General features: G+C 59.4%; 14 protein-coding genes. 5 read left to right on the top strand and 9 right to left on the bottom strand.

Going from position 1 to position 12,994, the window contains the following annotated elements; translation table 11 throughout:
- The first annotated feature begins 166 nt into the window (after positions 1-166).
- Positions 167-445, top strand: coding sequence for a 30S ribosomal protein S20 (rpsT, locus tag HBO11_RS10050; protein WP_029292043.1), 279 nt, complete (start codon positions 167-169; stop codon positions 443-445).
- Between the two features lie 189 nt (positions 446-634).
- Here the strand turns inward: rpsT and HBO11_RS10045 are convergent, their stop codons facing one another.
- The 5 genes from HBO11_RS10045 to rplU all read right to left on the bottom strand — a co-directional run bounded on the left by HBO11_RS10045 (position 635) and on the right by rplU (position 4,377).
- Positions 635-1,099, bottom strand: a complete 465-nt coding sequence (locus HBO11_RS10045; protein ID WP_169951059.1) for a CreA family protein — start codon at positions 1,097-1,099, stop codon at positions 635-637.
- 12 nt (positions 1,100-1,111) lie between these two features.
- A complete protein-coding gene (gene proB, locus HBO11_RS10040; RefSeq protein WP_169951401.1) occupies positions 1,112-2,230 on the bottom strand; it encodes a glutamate 5-kinase in 1,119 nt (372 codons plus the stop codon).
- A 123-nt stretch (positions 2,231-2,353) separates the two neighbouring features.
- Positions 2,354-3,577: an Obg family GTPase CgtA gene (gene cgtA / locus HBO11_RS10035; RefSeq protein WP_154906582.1), complete on the bottom strand. Its 1,224-nt coding sequence runs from the start codon at positions 3,575-3,577 to the stop codon at positions 2,354-2,356.
- Positions 3,578-3,770: 193 nt separating this feature from the next.
- Positions 3,771-4,028 (bottom strand): 50S ribosomal protein L27, encoded by a 258-nt coding sequence (gene rpmA / locus HBO11_RS10030; RefSeq protein WP_029292052.1) that lies wholly within the window; start codon positions 4,026-4,028, stop codon positions 3,771-3,773.
- A gap of 34 nt (positions 4,029-4,062) precedes the next feature.
- Positions 4,063-4,377 (bottom strand): 50S ribosomal protein L21, encoded by a 315-nt coding sequence (gene rplU, locus HBO11_RS10025; RefSeq protein ID WP_003176051.1) that lies wholly within the window; start codon positions 4,375-4,377, stop codon positions 4,063-4,065.
- A 239-nt stretch (positions 4,378-4,616) separates the two neighbouring features.
- Between rplU and HBO11_RS10020 the strand changes: the two genes are divergently transcribed.
- From HBO11_RS10020 to HBO11_RS10010, 3 genes are all read left to right on the top strand, one after another.
- Complete coding sequence (locus HBO11_RS10020; protein WP_038443490.1) at positions 4,617-5,585, top strand: polyprenyl synthetase family protein; 969 nt, start codon at positions 4,617-4,619, stop codon at positions 5,583-5,585.
- A 172-nt stretch (positions 5,586-5,757) separates the two neighbouring features.
- Positions 5,758-6,099 carry a zinc ribbon domain-containing protein YjdM gene (locus HBO11_RS10015; RefSeq protein ID WP_032861873.1) on the top strand — a complete coding sequence of 114 codons (342 nt, stop codon included), beginning with the start codon at positions 5,758-5,760 and terminating at the stop codon, positions 6,097-6,099.
- Between the two features lie 193 nt (positions 6,100-6,292).
- The gene (locus tag HBO11_RS10010; RefSeq protein WP_029292069.1) at positions 6,293-6,550 is read left to right on the top strand and encodes a hypothetical protein; all 258 of its coding nucleotides are present in this window, start codon (positions 6,293-6,295) and stop codon (positions 6,548-6,550) included.
- Between the two features lie 142 nt (positions 6,551-6,692).
- On the opposite strand, the gene HBO11_RS10005 is transcribed toward HBO11_RS10010, so the two are convergent.
- Both HBO11_RS10005 and HBO11_RS10000 read right to left on the bottom strand, forming a co-directional pair.
- A complete protein-coding gene (locus HBO11_RS10005) occupies positions 6,693-7,310 on the bottom strand; it encodes an FKBP-type peptidyl-prolyl cis-trans isomerase (protein WP_038443496.1) in 618 nt (205 codons plus the stop codon).
- Between the two features lie 147 nt (positions 7,311-7,457).
- On the bottom strand, positions 7,458-7,946 hold the full coding sequence (locus HBO11_RS10000; protein ID WP_057441112.1) for a TIGR00645 family protein: 489 nt from the start codon (positions 7,944-7,946) through the stop codon (positions 7,458-7,460).
- Positions 7,947-8,110: 164 nt separating this feature from the next.
- Between HBO11_RS10000 and HBO11_RS09995 the strand changes: the two genes are divergently transcribed.
- Positions 8,111-9,934 (top strand): hypothetical protein, encoded by a 1,824-nt coding sequence (locus HBO11_RS09995; RefSeq protein ID WP_169951062.1) that lies wholly within the window; start codon positions 8,111-8,113, stop codon positions 9,932-9,934.
- Positions 9,935-9,960: 26 nt separating this feature from the next.
- Here HBO11_RS09995 and HBO11_RS09990 read toward each other — a convergent pair whose 3' ends face one another.
- Together HBO11_RS09990 and HBO11_RS09985 are read right to left on the bottom strand one after the other, a co-directional pair.
- Entirely contained in the window at positions 9,961-10,281 is a 321-nt protein-coding gene (locus HBO11_RS09990) for a hypothetical protein (protein WP_169951064.1), read from the bottom strand.
- Positions 10,282-10,536: 255 nt separating this feature from the next.
- Entirely contained in the window at positions 10,537-12,975 is a 2,439-nt protein-coding gene (locus tag HBO11_RS09985) for an AAA family ATPase (protein WP_169951066.1), read from the bottom strand.
- Positions 12,976-12,994: the final 19 nt, after the last annotated feature.

Below are 12,994 nucleotides of genomic sequence, written 5' to 3'. Positions count from 1 at the left end.
AGCTCGCGAGTTTACAGGTCAAGTGCCGGAAATAAATCACCCGCCTCTTCAGATCGACCACTCAGCAGTTCGCATCAGCCGCCCTTGACAAGACGTCAACTCATCGGCATGATTCGCGGCCTATTTTGTTTGCTATTTCCTAAAAAGTCTTTCGAGGAGCTCGACGGTGGCCAACACACCTTCCGCCAAAAAACGTGCAAAACAGGCTGAGAAGCGTCGCAGCCACAACGCCAGCCTGCGTTCCATGGTTCGTACCTACATCAAGAATGTAGTTAAGGCCATTGACGCAAAAGACGCTGAAAAAGCTCAAGCTGCTTACGTTCTGGCCGTGCCAGTTATCGACCGTATGGCCGATAAAGGCATCATCCACAAGAACAAAGCTGCTCGCCATAAAGGTCGTCTGAATGGCCACATCAAGGCTCTGAACCTTGCTGTTGCAGCCTAAGCGATAAGCTTGTTAAAAAACCGACCCCAGGGTCGGTTTTTTATTGCCCACGATTTATGCCACACCCCAAAACAAATGTAGGAGCTGGCTTGCCTGCGATGAGTATTAACATTCAACATTGATGTCGACTGTTGAACCGTTATCGCAGGCAAGCCAGCTCCCACATAATGCAGAGCAGAGTTGCCAGGTTTATTGCGCGCTAGGCCACGGCAAGATCGGAATCGCCGTCACCGCATTCTGCGGACTGCCTTCGATCAAGCGATCGCTGTAGACCAGGTACACCAGGGTATTACGCTTCTTGTCGAGGAACCGCACCACCTGCATGGTCTTGAACACCAGCGAAGTGCGCTCCTTGAACACCTCGTCGCCATCTTTCAGCTCACCCTTGAAGCGAATCGGCCCCACCTGACGACAAGCAATCGACGCCTCGGCACGATCCTCAGCCAAGCCCAGCCCCCCCTTCACTCCGCCCGTCTTGGCGCGGGACAGGTAGCAGGTCACGCCATCCACCTTGGGATCATCAAAAGCCTCGACCACGATCCGATCGTTGGGTCCGACAAACTTGAACACCGTCGATACCTGGCCAATCTCTTCAGCCGAAGCCAGCAGCGGCATCGCCACCAGCAGACCGAGCAACCCCTTCATCACGCGCATCGCAGTTTTCCTTTAGACCAGAATCAGGTTGTCGCGGTGAACCAGCTCCGGCTCAGCCATGTAACCCAACAGACCGACAATCGACTCAGACGACTGCCCAATGATTTTCTGCGCCTCGAGGGCACTGTAGTTGGCCAGGCCGCGGGCGATTTCACGACCGTCGGGCGCCACGCACACCACCATTTCACCACGACGAAAGCTGCCCTGGACCAGCTTGACGCCTACCGGCAACAAGCTCTTATTGCCTTGGGACAACGCAGAAACAGCCCCCGCATCCAGCACCAAGGTACCGCGCGTCTGCAAGTGACCAGCCAGCCACTGCTTACGCGCCGCCAGCATGCCGCGCTCCGGCGACAGCAGCGTGCCGATGCGTTCACCGGCCTTGAGGCGATCCAGCACGCGCTCCAGGCGCCCACCCACGATGATCGTATGGGCACCGGAACGAGCCGCCAGGCGCGCCGCGCGCAGCTTGGTCTGCATGCCACCTCGACCCAGCGCACCACCGACACTGCCCGCCACCGCGTCAAGCGCCGGATCATCGGCCCGCGCTTCGTAAATCAGCTGGGCGTGCGGATTGTTGCGCGGATCGGCGTCGAACATGCCATCACGATCCGTGAGGATCACCAGCAGGTCGGCCTCCACCAGATTGGCCACCAGCGCAGCCAGGGTGTCATTGTCACCAAAGCGGATTTCGTCGGTCACCACGGTGTCGTTCTCGTTGATCACCGGGATCACCTTGAGCTCGACCAGTGCACGCAAGGTGCTGCGGGCATTGAGGTAGCGCTTACGGTCGGACAGATCGTCATGGGTCAGCAGAATCTGCGCGGTATGGCGGCCGTGCTCGGCAAAGCTGGATTCCCAGGCCTGCACCAGCCCCATCTGGCCAATCGCAGCAGCGGCCTGCAACTCATGCATCGCGCTGGGTCGCGCGGTCCAGCCGAGGCGGCTCATCCCGGCGGCAACCGCCCCGGACGACACCAGCACCAACTCGACACCTGCCTCATGCAAGGCCACCATCTGTTCAACCCAGACGCTCATGGCTGCGCGATCCAGCCCCTTGCCATCCGCCGTCAGCAGCGCACTCCCGATCTTTACGACCCAGCGTTGCGCACCCGTCACTTTGCTCCGCATCATCTTCAACCTTAGATTGAGGGCCACGCGACCCAGCGCCGCCCATAACGTTATTCGTGACTACCGATTTCCAGATACTAAAACGCCGCTCGATTGAGCGGCGCTTAAGTTTATCGCAACAGATCAGTCACGCACGTAAATGATTTCTGGACCATCTTCATCATCCACGTCTTCCTCGTCCCAATCATCATCACCAATATCATGGACCGACTTGACGCCACTGCGGCGCAGGGCACGCTGGTCATCCAGCGCCTGCAACTGCGCACGCGCTTCATCTTCGATACGCTGGTCGAGGTCAGCCAATTCAGCCTTGTAGACCGGATCGGCAGCCAGGCGATCAGCACGATCTTCCAGGTAGCGCATGATGTCGCGAGTCAGACGCTCAGTGCCTTCTTTGGCAATGGCGGAGATCACGTAGACCGGACCTTCCCACTGCAGGCGATCAACGATCTCCTTGACCCGTTCTTCATGCTCTTCTTCGAGGATCTGATCGCACTTGTTCAGCACCAGCCAACGGTCACGCTCAGCCAGGGACGGGCTGAACTTGGCCAGTTCGTTGACAATCACTTCAGCCGCATCCGGGGCACTGGTTTCATCCAGCGGCGCCATATCGACGAGGTGCAGCAGCAAACGGGTACGGGACAAGTGCTTGAGGAAGCGAATGCCCAGGCCGGCGCCATCGGAAGCACCTTCGATCAGGCCCGGAATGTCCGCAACCACGAAGCTTTTCCAGCGATCGACACTGACCACGCCCAGGTTCGGCACCAGGGTGGTGAACGGATAATCCGCCACTTTTGGCTTGGCCGCAGACACCGAGCGAATGAAGGTACTTTTGCCAGCGTTTGGCAGGCCCAGCAGACCCACATCCGCCAACACTTTCATTTCCAGCTTCAGGTCACGCTGCTCGCCCGGCTTGCCTGGCGTAGTCTGGCGCGGCGCACGGTTGGTACTGGACTTGAATCGGGTGTTACCCAGACCGTGCCAGCCGCCCTGCACAACCATCAGCTTCTGGCCGGCCTTGGTCAGGTCGCCAATCACTTCCTGGGTCGCAGAGTCGATGATAGTGGTGCCGACCGGCACACGCAGCACCAGATCCTCACCTTTTTTACCGGTGCAGTCGGTGCTGCCACCATTGGAGCCACGCTCGGCATCGAAGTGCCGGGTGTAGCGGTAGTCGACCAGGGTATTGAGGTTTTCGTCGGCCATCATGTAGATAGAACCGCCATCACCACCGTCGCCGCCGTTAGGGCCACCGTTTTCGATGAACTTTTCGCGACGGAAACTCATGCAACCGTTACCGCCGTCGCCTGCTTTTACTCGGATGGAAACTTCATCAACGAACTTCATAACAAAACGCCTCTCGCCGCACGGACGAGCTTAAGAAACCAAGACATAAGACTCTTGCAAAAATGAGCGCAGCGACCTCAATCAGCGACCGCAAATCCCGCTGCCTTCGCCATTACAAACAGCTTTGCAAGAGACTCACCCCACAAACGAAAAAGCCCCGTCGCAAGACAGGGCTTTTCCAGCGAGCTCGCAATTAAGCCGAGACAACGCTCACGTAACGGCGGTTGAACGCGCCTTTTACTTCAAACTTGATCACGCCTTCGATTTTCGCGAAGAGAGTGTGATCTTTACCCATGCCTACACCGTAACCGGCGTGGAATTGGGTGCCGCGCTGACGCACGATGATGTTGCCCGGAATGATTTTCTGGCCGCCATACATCTTAACGCCAAGGCGTTTGGCTTCTGAGTCGCGACCGTTACGGGTACTACCACCAGCTTTTTTGTGTGCCATGAGTCAATTCTCCTAGTGAGGAATTAGGCTGAAATTAAGCCTGAATACCGGTGATTTTGATCTCGGTGTACCACTGGCGGTGGCCCATACGCTTCATGTGGTGCTTACGACGACGGAACTTGATGATGCGGACTTTATCGTGACGACCTTGGGAGATCACTTCAGCCACAACGGTAGCGCCAGCAACAACTGGAGCGCCGATGTTCACGTCATCGCCATTGGCGACCAACAGAACGCGATCAAAAGTAACGGATTCGCCGGTAGCGATTTCCAGTTTTTCGATCTTCAGGTATTCACCTGGGGCGACCTTGTATTGCTTGCCACCAGTAACAATTACTGCGTACGACATGGTATTTCTCCGATAATCCTGCTCACCCAGCGCTTTATAAGAAGAGGTATTGGCTGGCATGGCTGCATGGGATGGACGTCCCGAATGCAATTGCGTAAGGCAGGTGCTGCCCAGGAAGTTCAGGGTGCGCGATTGTACGCAAGCTGCGAGAGGCTTGCAAGTAGCCGTCTATCGCGCCTTGACACCCAGGGGCGCGGGTCCTAGCATGCCGCGCAACCCTTCTGGAGCGACTGTCGCTGATGCAACCCCAAGCTTTCTACCGCGCGGTGGCGGACGATTTTAGCGCCGTCGACGGCATCATCAAGAAGCAGCTGACTTCTAAAGTGCCACTGGTCTCCAAAATTGGCGACTATATTACTTCGGCCGGCGGTAAACGCCTGCGGCCATTATTAGTGTTGCTGTGTGGCAAGGCCCTGGGCCGTGAAGGCGATGACCTGCGCCTGCTGGCCGCCACTATCGAGTTCCTGCATACCGCCACCCTGCTGCACGACGATGTGGTCGACATGTCCGGCATGCGCCGTGGCCGTGAGACCGCCAACGCCATGTGGGGCAACGCGCCCAGCGTGCTGGTGGGCGATTTCCTGTATTCGCGCTCGTTCGAAATGATGGTCGAGCTGGGCTCGATGCCGGTGATGAAGATCCTGTCCCAGGCCACGCGCATCATCGCCGAAGGCGAAGTGCTGCAGCTGTCCAAGGTGCGTGACGCGAGCACCACCGAAGAAACCTATATGGAAGTGATTCGCGGCAAGACCGCGATGCTCTTCGAAGCCTCGACCCACAGCGCCGCCGCCCTGTGCGAAGCGAGCGCCGAACAGGCCGAAGCCCTGCGCACCTTTGGCGATCACCTGGGCGTGGCCTTCCAGTTGGTGGATGATCTGCTCGATTATCGCGGTGACGCCGAAACCCTGGGCAAGAACGTCGGTGACGACCTGGCCGAAGGCAAGCCGACCCTGCCGCTGATCTACACCATGCGCGAAGGCACCCCGGAACAGGCGGCATTGGTGCGCAAGGCGATCCAGAAAGGCGGCATTGAAGACCTGGAAAGCATCCGCGCCGCCGTGGAAGCCTCGGGTTCGCTGGACTACACCGCACAGCTGGCCCGCGACTACGTGGCCCGCGCCATCAAATGCCTGGAAGCCCTTCCAGCCAGCGAATACCGGGACGCCCTGGTGGAGCTGAGTGAATTTGCGGTAGCCCGTACTCACTAACACTCTGTGGGAGCCGGCTTGCCTGCGACAGCATCACCTCGCTACAGCTGATAGACCGAGGTGTCTGCATCGCAGGCAAGCCGGCTCCCACATTGAGACCGCATCGCCCCGCCCCCGGCAAAACCCTATATAATGTGCGACTTTTAGCCATCCTGACTTTCAAGGAGCTTTAGTGAGCACGTTGCCACCCTGCCCAAAATGCAATTCCGAATACACCTACGAAGACGGCGCCCAGCTGATCTGCCCGGAATGCGCCCATGAGTGGTCCGTCGGTGGTGAAGCCGAAGCAGCCAGCGATGAAACCGTGAAGAAAGACTCCGTTGGTAACGTCCTGCAAGACGGCGACACCATCACCGTGATCAAGGACCTCAAGGTCAAGGGCACCTCGCTGGTGGTCAAGGTCGGCACCAAGGTCAAGAACATCCGCCTGTGCGATGGCGACCACGATATCGATTGCAAGATCGACGGTATCGGCCCGATGAAGCTCAAGTCCGAGTTCGTCCGCAAGGTCTGACCTGCCGCCATCCCGTGCCCCGCGCGGGATGGCGCTTCACCCTCCCCGTACCACCCCCTCCCCAGTAGCAAAAGGCCAGCCCTTTTGACCTTGAACAATGCCCACACAGAAAAACCAGGAAATTGCCAATAGGGACTTGCTATTCTTTGAATAAGAATTATTCTCATTGAAACCCTTCAAGGAGATGCGACCCATGACTTATTTGATTGATGCCTGGCTGGACCGTCCGCACCCTTACCTGCGGATCCTTCATCGGGAAACCGGCGAAGTCTGTGCGGTGCTGGAAGAAGAAGCGCTCAATGAACTGCAGGACCAGGGCGACCTGGACGTCAACGGCCTGAGCTCCAGTGAACCTGGGGTGCTTAAAGAGGTGGTGAGGAATCTGTTTCTGTTCTGCTATGCCCGAGCGTTGCGCCCGGTGACGGAGCTACATGGCAAGTTTCATCCATGAGCAACCGCGCAGAACCTGATTGCATGGCCCTCTGCAGGAGCTGGCTTGCCGGCGATAACATCACCTCGGTGTAACCCATACCGAGTTGTCTGTATCGCTGCGACCCGCCAAGCCAGCTCCTACATAGAGCCATCAGCAGGTCTTACAGAACGTCGAGCAGCTCGACGTCGAATACCAGAACGCTGTGCGGCGGGATGCTGCCAACACCTTGTGCGCCGTAAGCCAGTTCGCTCGGCACGTACAGGCGCCATTTGCTGCCGGCATTCATCAGTTGCAGGGCTTCGGTCCAGCCAGCGATCACACCACCGACCGGGAATTCTGCCGGCTGGCCACGCTCGTAGGAGCTGTCGAACACAGTGCCGTCGATCAGGGTGCCATGGTAGTGGGTACGCACCTGGTCTTCACGGGTCGGCTTGGCGCCGTCGCCGGCGGTCAGCACTTCAAATTGCAGGCCGGAAGCCAGGGTGGTGATGCCGTCACGCTTGGCGTTCTCAGCCAGGAATGCCAGGCCCGCGCCTGCGGCTGCTTCAGCCTTGGCCGCTGCTTCGGCTTGCATGATGTCGCGAATCACTTTGAAGCTGGCAGCCATTTGCTCCTGGTCAACACGGCTTGGCTTGCCGCCGAACGCGTCGGTCAGGCCAGCCAGGATCGCGTCCAGGCTGACGCCCGGTGGCGGGTTGTCGCGCAGTTGGTCGCCCAACTGACGGCCAATGCCGTAGCTGACGCGGGTTTCGTCGGTGGACAGATTGACTTCGGACATGGAAAGGCTCCGCTGTAGGACAACTGCAAAAATCCGCAAAAACGCGGGGTCTGGCGTGTCATCCAAACTAAAAGGGCGAGCAGACTAGCACACTCGCCCCAGGCTTGATGAGCCCAAAATCCCGGGCCGGCAGGCGCCGGTCATGGATCAATGCTTGGTCAGTTTATCCAGGTAGCCCATGGCAAACGCCGAGATCACGAAGGTCATGTGAATGATCACGTACCACATCAGGTGCTGTGGATCGACATTCTTGGCATCCATGAAGATCCGCAGCAGGTGGATCGAGGAAATTGCCACGATGGACGCCGCCACCTTCATCTTCAGCGACGAAGAGTCCATGGTGCCCAGCCAGTTGAGCTTCTCCTTGTTGTCGTCGATATCCAGTTGCGAGACAAAGTTCTCATAGCCGGAAATCATCACCATCACCAACAAGCCACCCACCAGGGCCATGTCGATCAACGACAGCAGCACCAGGATCAGCTCCGACTCGGCCATCGCAAAGACATTGGGCAGCAAATGGATCACTTCCTGGAAGAATTTCAGCGCCAACGCCAGCAGCCCGAGGGACAAGCCGAAATAGATCGGCGCCAGCAGCCAGCGGGAGGCGTACATTGCATTTTCGATAAAGCGTTCCATGGAATCTCACACAGCTTGGCTAGAAATGGCGGCGAGTATATCAGCCGCGTACATTGCGCCATAACCACCCGGAAACTGACCTGTAGCGCTTCTGTAAGACAATTTTTCTGCTAGTGTCGGCCTCATCAACGTGGCTCGATGCTGCCGGACAGGAATCTCAAATAATGGATGTGCGATCTCCCTTGGCCAGTCTTGGCCTGTGTATGGCTTTACTGGCGGCCAGCGGCTGCTCCCCCAGCGACGAGCACAAGCAAGCCTCTCTGGAAGAAAAAACCACCCAGTTCGAACAATCCCTGGATACGATCCAGGATCCGCGCCTCAAGGAGGCCGTGGGCGAGCTGGGCGGCTCGCTGCTATTGCTGGAGCGGGCGCGCATCAAGCTCGACACCAAGCCAGTGGAGACCGAGTACGGGGAAAACAGCCTGGCCGTGCTTGCGCACTACCCTACCCCGCAAGCGCTGGTGGATACCTACATCAACGGGCTGTTCGTCCTACGCAAGAACTCGCACTCGGACTACCTGACCGATCTGCAACCGGTGTTCCCGTTCAGTTTCAATATGCCGGACCAATTCCCGTTTCCCCATGGCCTGGAATGGCAATCGGTGACCTTGAGCAACAACAAGATCATCCCGTTCCAGCCGGAATGGTCAGAAACCGACCCCGGCATTCAGTTGAGCCCCAGCAGCTCCAACCTGACCAACCCGGACGACCTGACCGTCACCTATCCCTTCATCGAAGGCATCGAGACGGACAACAAGAGCCAGCCCCAACCCGTCACCCTCAAGGGCCGGGTCGAGGTGATTGCACCCAGCAAAGTGCTGACCTTCGACCTGACCCGCAAAGACGTGGGCCACAAGCGCACCGAGGCAAACATCACGCTGACCCTGCTGGCCCTGGAGAACAACTACGCCGAGATCGAACTGACCAACACCAGCCCCCTGGCGCCACAAGTGGCGGATGAGTCGCCCAACCCGCTGCTGGTCCAGGCCCGGGACACCACCGGGCAATTTCTTTCCCGTGCCGGTTCGATCAATGAAAGCGCCGCCCAGGTGGCGTTCTACGAGCAGCAACTGGCGCAGATGCGCAAGCAGACAACCTGGTCCGAGGCCTTTGAAAAGCAGTTGCAAGACGAGCAGAAAGCCTTCGAACAAAAACAGGCCAGCCACTACGCCAAGGTCTACTTCAACGGGGTGATCGATAACCTGCAAGTCAGCGTGCTGGATTTCTCCGACGCTACAGTCACCCGCAAGGACCTGGAACTGCCGATACGGCGCTTTGACAAGAACAGTCTGGAGAAAACCGTGCAGGGCCTGCCCATGCCCGTCACGGTGTATGACGATGAGGCCGCAGGCTGGCTCCAAAGTGCCAGCCTCTCCGAAGACCAGTTGAAAAGCAGCGTCACCATCAGCCAGTCGGTGGACGACGCCAGCGCCGCCCACATCGCCTTTGACCATCCCTTCACCTTCAATGACGACCTGATCGGCTCGACTCGCACCAGCAACGACGCCCCGCTGACGTTCTTCACCGCAAATGATCAAGGCAAGCGCGGCGAGCCCATCGAGCTGCCCACCGAGGCCTTTGAGGTCGACCCATGGCGCGCCACCATCACCTACGACCTTAATTTATTCCCGGAAACCCCGGCATTTGCCGTGGGATCGATCCCGCTGTTCCTGGCCACCATCGAAAAGAACACCGTCAACACCGCCCAACTGCCCAAGGGCCTGTCGATCCAGGACAACGTGCTGATTGTCGACCAGGCGCTCTTCCCTTCCGATAGCTGGCGCTTCTTTGCCAAGGACGCCAGTGGCAAGTACTTGAAGGAAATCCTCGGCGTCAGCCACCGCGCTGCGGAATACGGCACCGCGTTGTTTGATGTGCATTACTTTTATGGCCAGCCGACCGCGCTTGAAACGTACCAGCGCACGGCGTTGAACACCGTGCAATACGGCTTCGAGGTCAAGCTGGACAAGCCCGAGAGCAAATTGTAGGAGCCGGCTCCTACAAAGGTTGCGGTTTACAGGTGCAGGGCCTGGGGCCGTCCGCCATTGAGCTGGCGCAGGTGGGCCTGCAAGTGCAGGCACCAGATCTGCGGGTCGTCGGCCAGTTCGTAGCCGTGCAGGGTCAGGCTTTGCACGATGGATTCAAGAATGTTTTCCGCGACGAACGGGCCATGGAACGGCCCCTGGGACTTGATGGTCGAGGGCTGCTCACCTGTCATTCCGGCGGCAAACAGCAACGTCCACATCCCGGCATCCCCCGCAAGAGGACGAATGGAACATTCAATTCGGGTGACCAGGCCCAGGCACTGGCGGGTGAGGCAAAGGCTGCGCGGCATGGCGGCGACCCTCGGTAGATCCGGTGTTCAGCCTCCAGACACAAGGCCGTCTCTATCCCATGACTCCTGTAGATATCCCTTGAGCTGAGAATAGAAGAAAACCGCTACAAACCAAGATTGTAGGGACCAACGGCCATCAGCTCCCCACAACCCAGCCAAAAATATGGCGCTTTCCCCGCTCGGACCCGACTTGCCGGCGATAGCGATACATAGAGCGCCATCGCCGGCAAGCCGGCTCCAATGGGTGATCCCGCATCAGCTGGGCTTGGCTTCGACCAACGCCTGCTGCGCCAGCTCCTTTTCCGCTTCCTTGAGGTCTTCCTCGCTGATCATCTCGGCAATCGCCCGCAGACGTTCAACCACGCGCGCGTTGACGCTACCCTCGGGGAATTGCCCTTCGGCATCCGGCTCGCCGGCAGGCTCGCCCACCAACAGGCTCAACGCCTCGTCGGCCTGGCGCACGGCATACACGTGGAACTGCCCTTGCCTTACCGCCTGCAAGACCTTCTCGTCGAGCATCAGCGTCGCGACGTTGGCCTGGGGAATGATCGCGCCCTGCTCGCCCGTCAAGCCACGGGCCTCGCACAGGCGGAAGAAGCCTTCGATCTTCTCGTTGACCCCGCCCACCGCCTGCACTTCACCGAACTGGTTGATTGAGCCAGTAATGGCAAAGCACTGCTTGAGCGGGGTCTTCGACAGCGCCGAAATCAACGTACAGGCCTCGCCCAACGAGGCGCTGTCGCCGTCGACATAACCGTAGGATTGCTCCAGGGCAATGCTCGCAGAGATCGCCAGGGGAAATTCCTGGGCATAACGGCTGCCCAGGTAACCGGTGAGGATCATCACGCCCTTGGAGTGGATCGGCTGGCCGAGGTTGACCTCACGCTCGATATCGACAATGCCACTGCCGCCCGGGTACACCGTGGCAGAAATGCGCGCCGGCACACCGAACGCCGAATCACCGACCTCCAGCACCGTCAGCCCGTTGCATTTGCCCACTGCCGCGCCGGCGGTGTCGATCAGGATCACCCCGGCGAGCATGTCGTCGAGGATCCGCGCCGAGACCCGGCCGGTGCGCGTGGCCTTGGCCTTCAACGCGCGCTCGATGTGCCCGGCGTCGGTGCGTTCATCACCCGCCAGGTGGCGGATGAAGTCCGCCTCGCTGACCAGCTGGAACAGGTCGCCGATGCGCGCCGACAAACGTCCCTGGTGCTCCGCCAGCCGTGCGCTATAGGTCGCCAGGCGTGCCACCGCATCCGAGGTCAGCGGCGCCATGCCTTCTTCCGAGGTGCGGGTTTTCAGCAACTGGGCGAACTGCTCCAGGCTTTCATCGACCATCGGGATGTCTTCATCGAAATCCACCAGCACCCGGAACATCTCCTGGAAGTCCGGATCCAGGTCTTGCAGGGTGTAGTACAGCGAGCGGGCGCCGATGATGATGACCTTGACCTGCAACGGGATCACTTGCGGGTTGAGGGTCACGGTGGCCAGGCGGCCCAACTCGCCCAGAGGCGACTCCATCTTCAACTTGCGCGACTGCAGCGCGCGCTTGAGCGCGTCCCAGACAAACGGCTCGCTGAGCATTTTCTCGGCTTCGAGGATCAGGAAACCGCCGTTGGCACGATGCAACGCCCCCGGACGCAGTTGCCGGTAGGTGGTGTAGAGCGCGCCCTGGTCGGTGCTGTACTCGATCCGGCCAAACAGGTTGTCGTAGGTCGGGTGCGGTTCGAACACCACCGGCGCGCCGCCATTGAGCGGATGGCCCACCACCAGGCTCGGGCAGTACTGCTCTTCCAGCAACTTGCGCGCCTGGGCGTCGGTTTTGGCGTCATCCACCAGCAGTTCGACCACGGTCTTGAGCAGATAGACCTGCATCGCCTGCAGGTAGCCGCAGACGCCGGCGTTCTCGGCGTACTTCTCGGACAACGGTGCCAGCAATGGCTGCAAGGCCAGGGTGATGGTCTCTTCGTTGAACTGGCGCATCTGGTTGTTGGACTCGCGCTTCCACTGCGGCAGGCTGGCGAGTTCTTCGTTGAGGCGCTCTTCGAGCTCGGAAATATCCGTGTGGAAACGCTCACGGTCGGCTTCCGGCAGTTGCGAGAACTCGGCCTCGTCCAGGGCCTTGCCATCGAGCATCGGGGTAAAGGCGATATTGCTGCTGTCACGGTACAGCGCCACGTCCTTTTCCAGGGCCAGGCGCTCGATCACATCCAGGGCGCGGTCGTAGCGCTGGTTGAAGGCGCGGTCGATCGCGCTTTTGCGCTGTTGATACGTAGGGTGCTCGAACACTGCCGGGAAGGTGGCGACCAGGTTGTCGATCAGGCCACTGATATCTGCGATGAACGGGGCCGCGCCGCCCGCAGGCAATTCCAGGGCGCGGGGCTCGCGGGGCTCGTCGAAGTTATTGACGTAGACCCAGTCCGCCGGGGTCTGCAGGCGCTTGCCTTCGGCCTTGAGGTAGCGTTTGACGAACGAAAAGCGGCCGGTACCGGGCTCGCCCATGACAAATACGTTGTAACCGGGGCGTGGCATGGCCACACCGAACTGCAACGCTTCAACCGCGCGTTCCTGGCCAAGCACACCGCGAAAGGGCTCCAAGTCATTGGTGGTCGAGAAGCTGAACTGTTCAGCGGAGAAAGGACGGGTCAGCGCTTCGGGCGCTAGACGCAAGCTGGCAGCAACAGGATCAGGCATCGGGCTTCCTTACATCAGG

This window comes from Pseudomonas sp. WS 5010 (assembly GCF_012985565.1).
GTDB lineage: Bacteria > Pseudomonadota > Gammaproteobacteria > Pseudomonadales > Pseudomonadaceae > Aquipseudomonas.
The sequence above is the reverse complement of the archived record's forward strand: the minus strand, read 5'-3'. Positions and strand labels throughout refer to the sequence as shown.

Bases quoted from the DNA above. Each gene is read 5' to 3' on its own strand.
- HBO11_RS10045 (WP_169951059.1), bottom strand. From the start codon at position 1,099: ATGCGCGTGATGAAGGGGTTGCTCGGTCTGCTGGTGGCGATGCCGCTG.
- proB (WP_169951401.1), bottom strand. From the start codon at position 2,230: ATGCGGAGCAAAGTGACGGGTGCGCAACGCTGGGTCGTAAAGATCGGG.
- cgtA (WP_154906582.1), bottom strand. From the start codon at position 3,577: ATGAAGTTCGTTGATGAAGTTTCCATCCGAGTAAAAGCAGGCGACGGC.
- rpmA (WP_029292052.1), bottom strand. From the start codon at position 4,028: ATGGCACACAAAAAAGCTGGTGGTAGTACCCGTAACGGTCGCGACTCA.
- rplU (WP_003176051.1), bottom strand. From the start codon at position 4,377: ATGTCGTACGCAGTAATTGTTACTGGTGGCAAGCAATACAAGGTCGCC.
- HBO11_RS10020 (WP_038443490.1), top strand. From the start codon at position 4,617: ATGCAACCCCAAGCTTTCTACCGCGCGGTGGCGGACGATTTTAGCGCC.
- HBO11_RS10010 (WP_029292069.1), top strand. From the start codon at position 6,293: ATGACTTATTTGATTGATGCCTGGCTGGACCGTCCGCACCCTTACCTG.
- HBO11_RS10005 (WP_038443496.1), bottom strand. From the start codon at position 7,310: ATGTCCGAAGTCAATCTGTCCACCGACGAAACCCGCGTCAGCTACGGC.
- HBO11_RS10000 (WP_057441112.1), bottom strand. From the start codon at position 7,946: ATGGAACGCTTTATCGAAAATGCAATGTACGCCTCCCGCTGGCTGCTG.
- HBO11_RS09995 (WP_169951062.1), top strand. From the start codon at position 8,111: ATGGATGTGCGATCTCCCTTGGCCAGTCTTGGCCTGTGTATGGCTTTA.
- HBO11_RS09990 (WP_169951064.1), bottom strand. From the start codon at position 10,281: ATGCCGCGCAGCCTTTGCCTCACCCGCCAGTGCCTGGGCCTGGTCACC.
- HBO11_RS09985 (WP_169951066.1), bottom strand. From the start codon at position 12,975: ATGCCTGATCCTGTTGCTGCCAGCTTGCGTCTAGCGCCCGAAGCGCTG.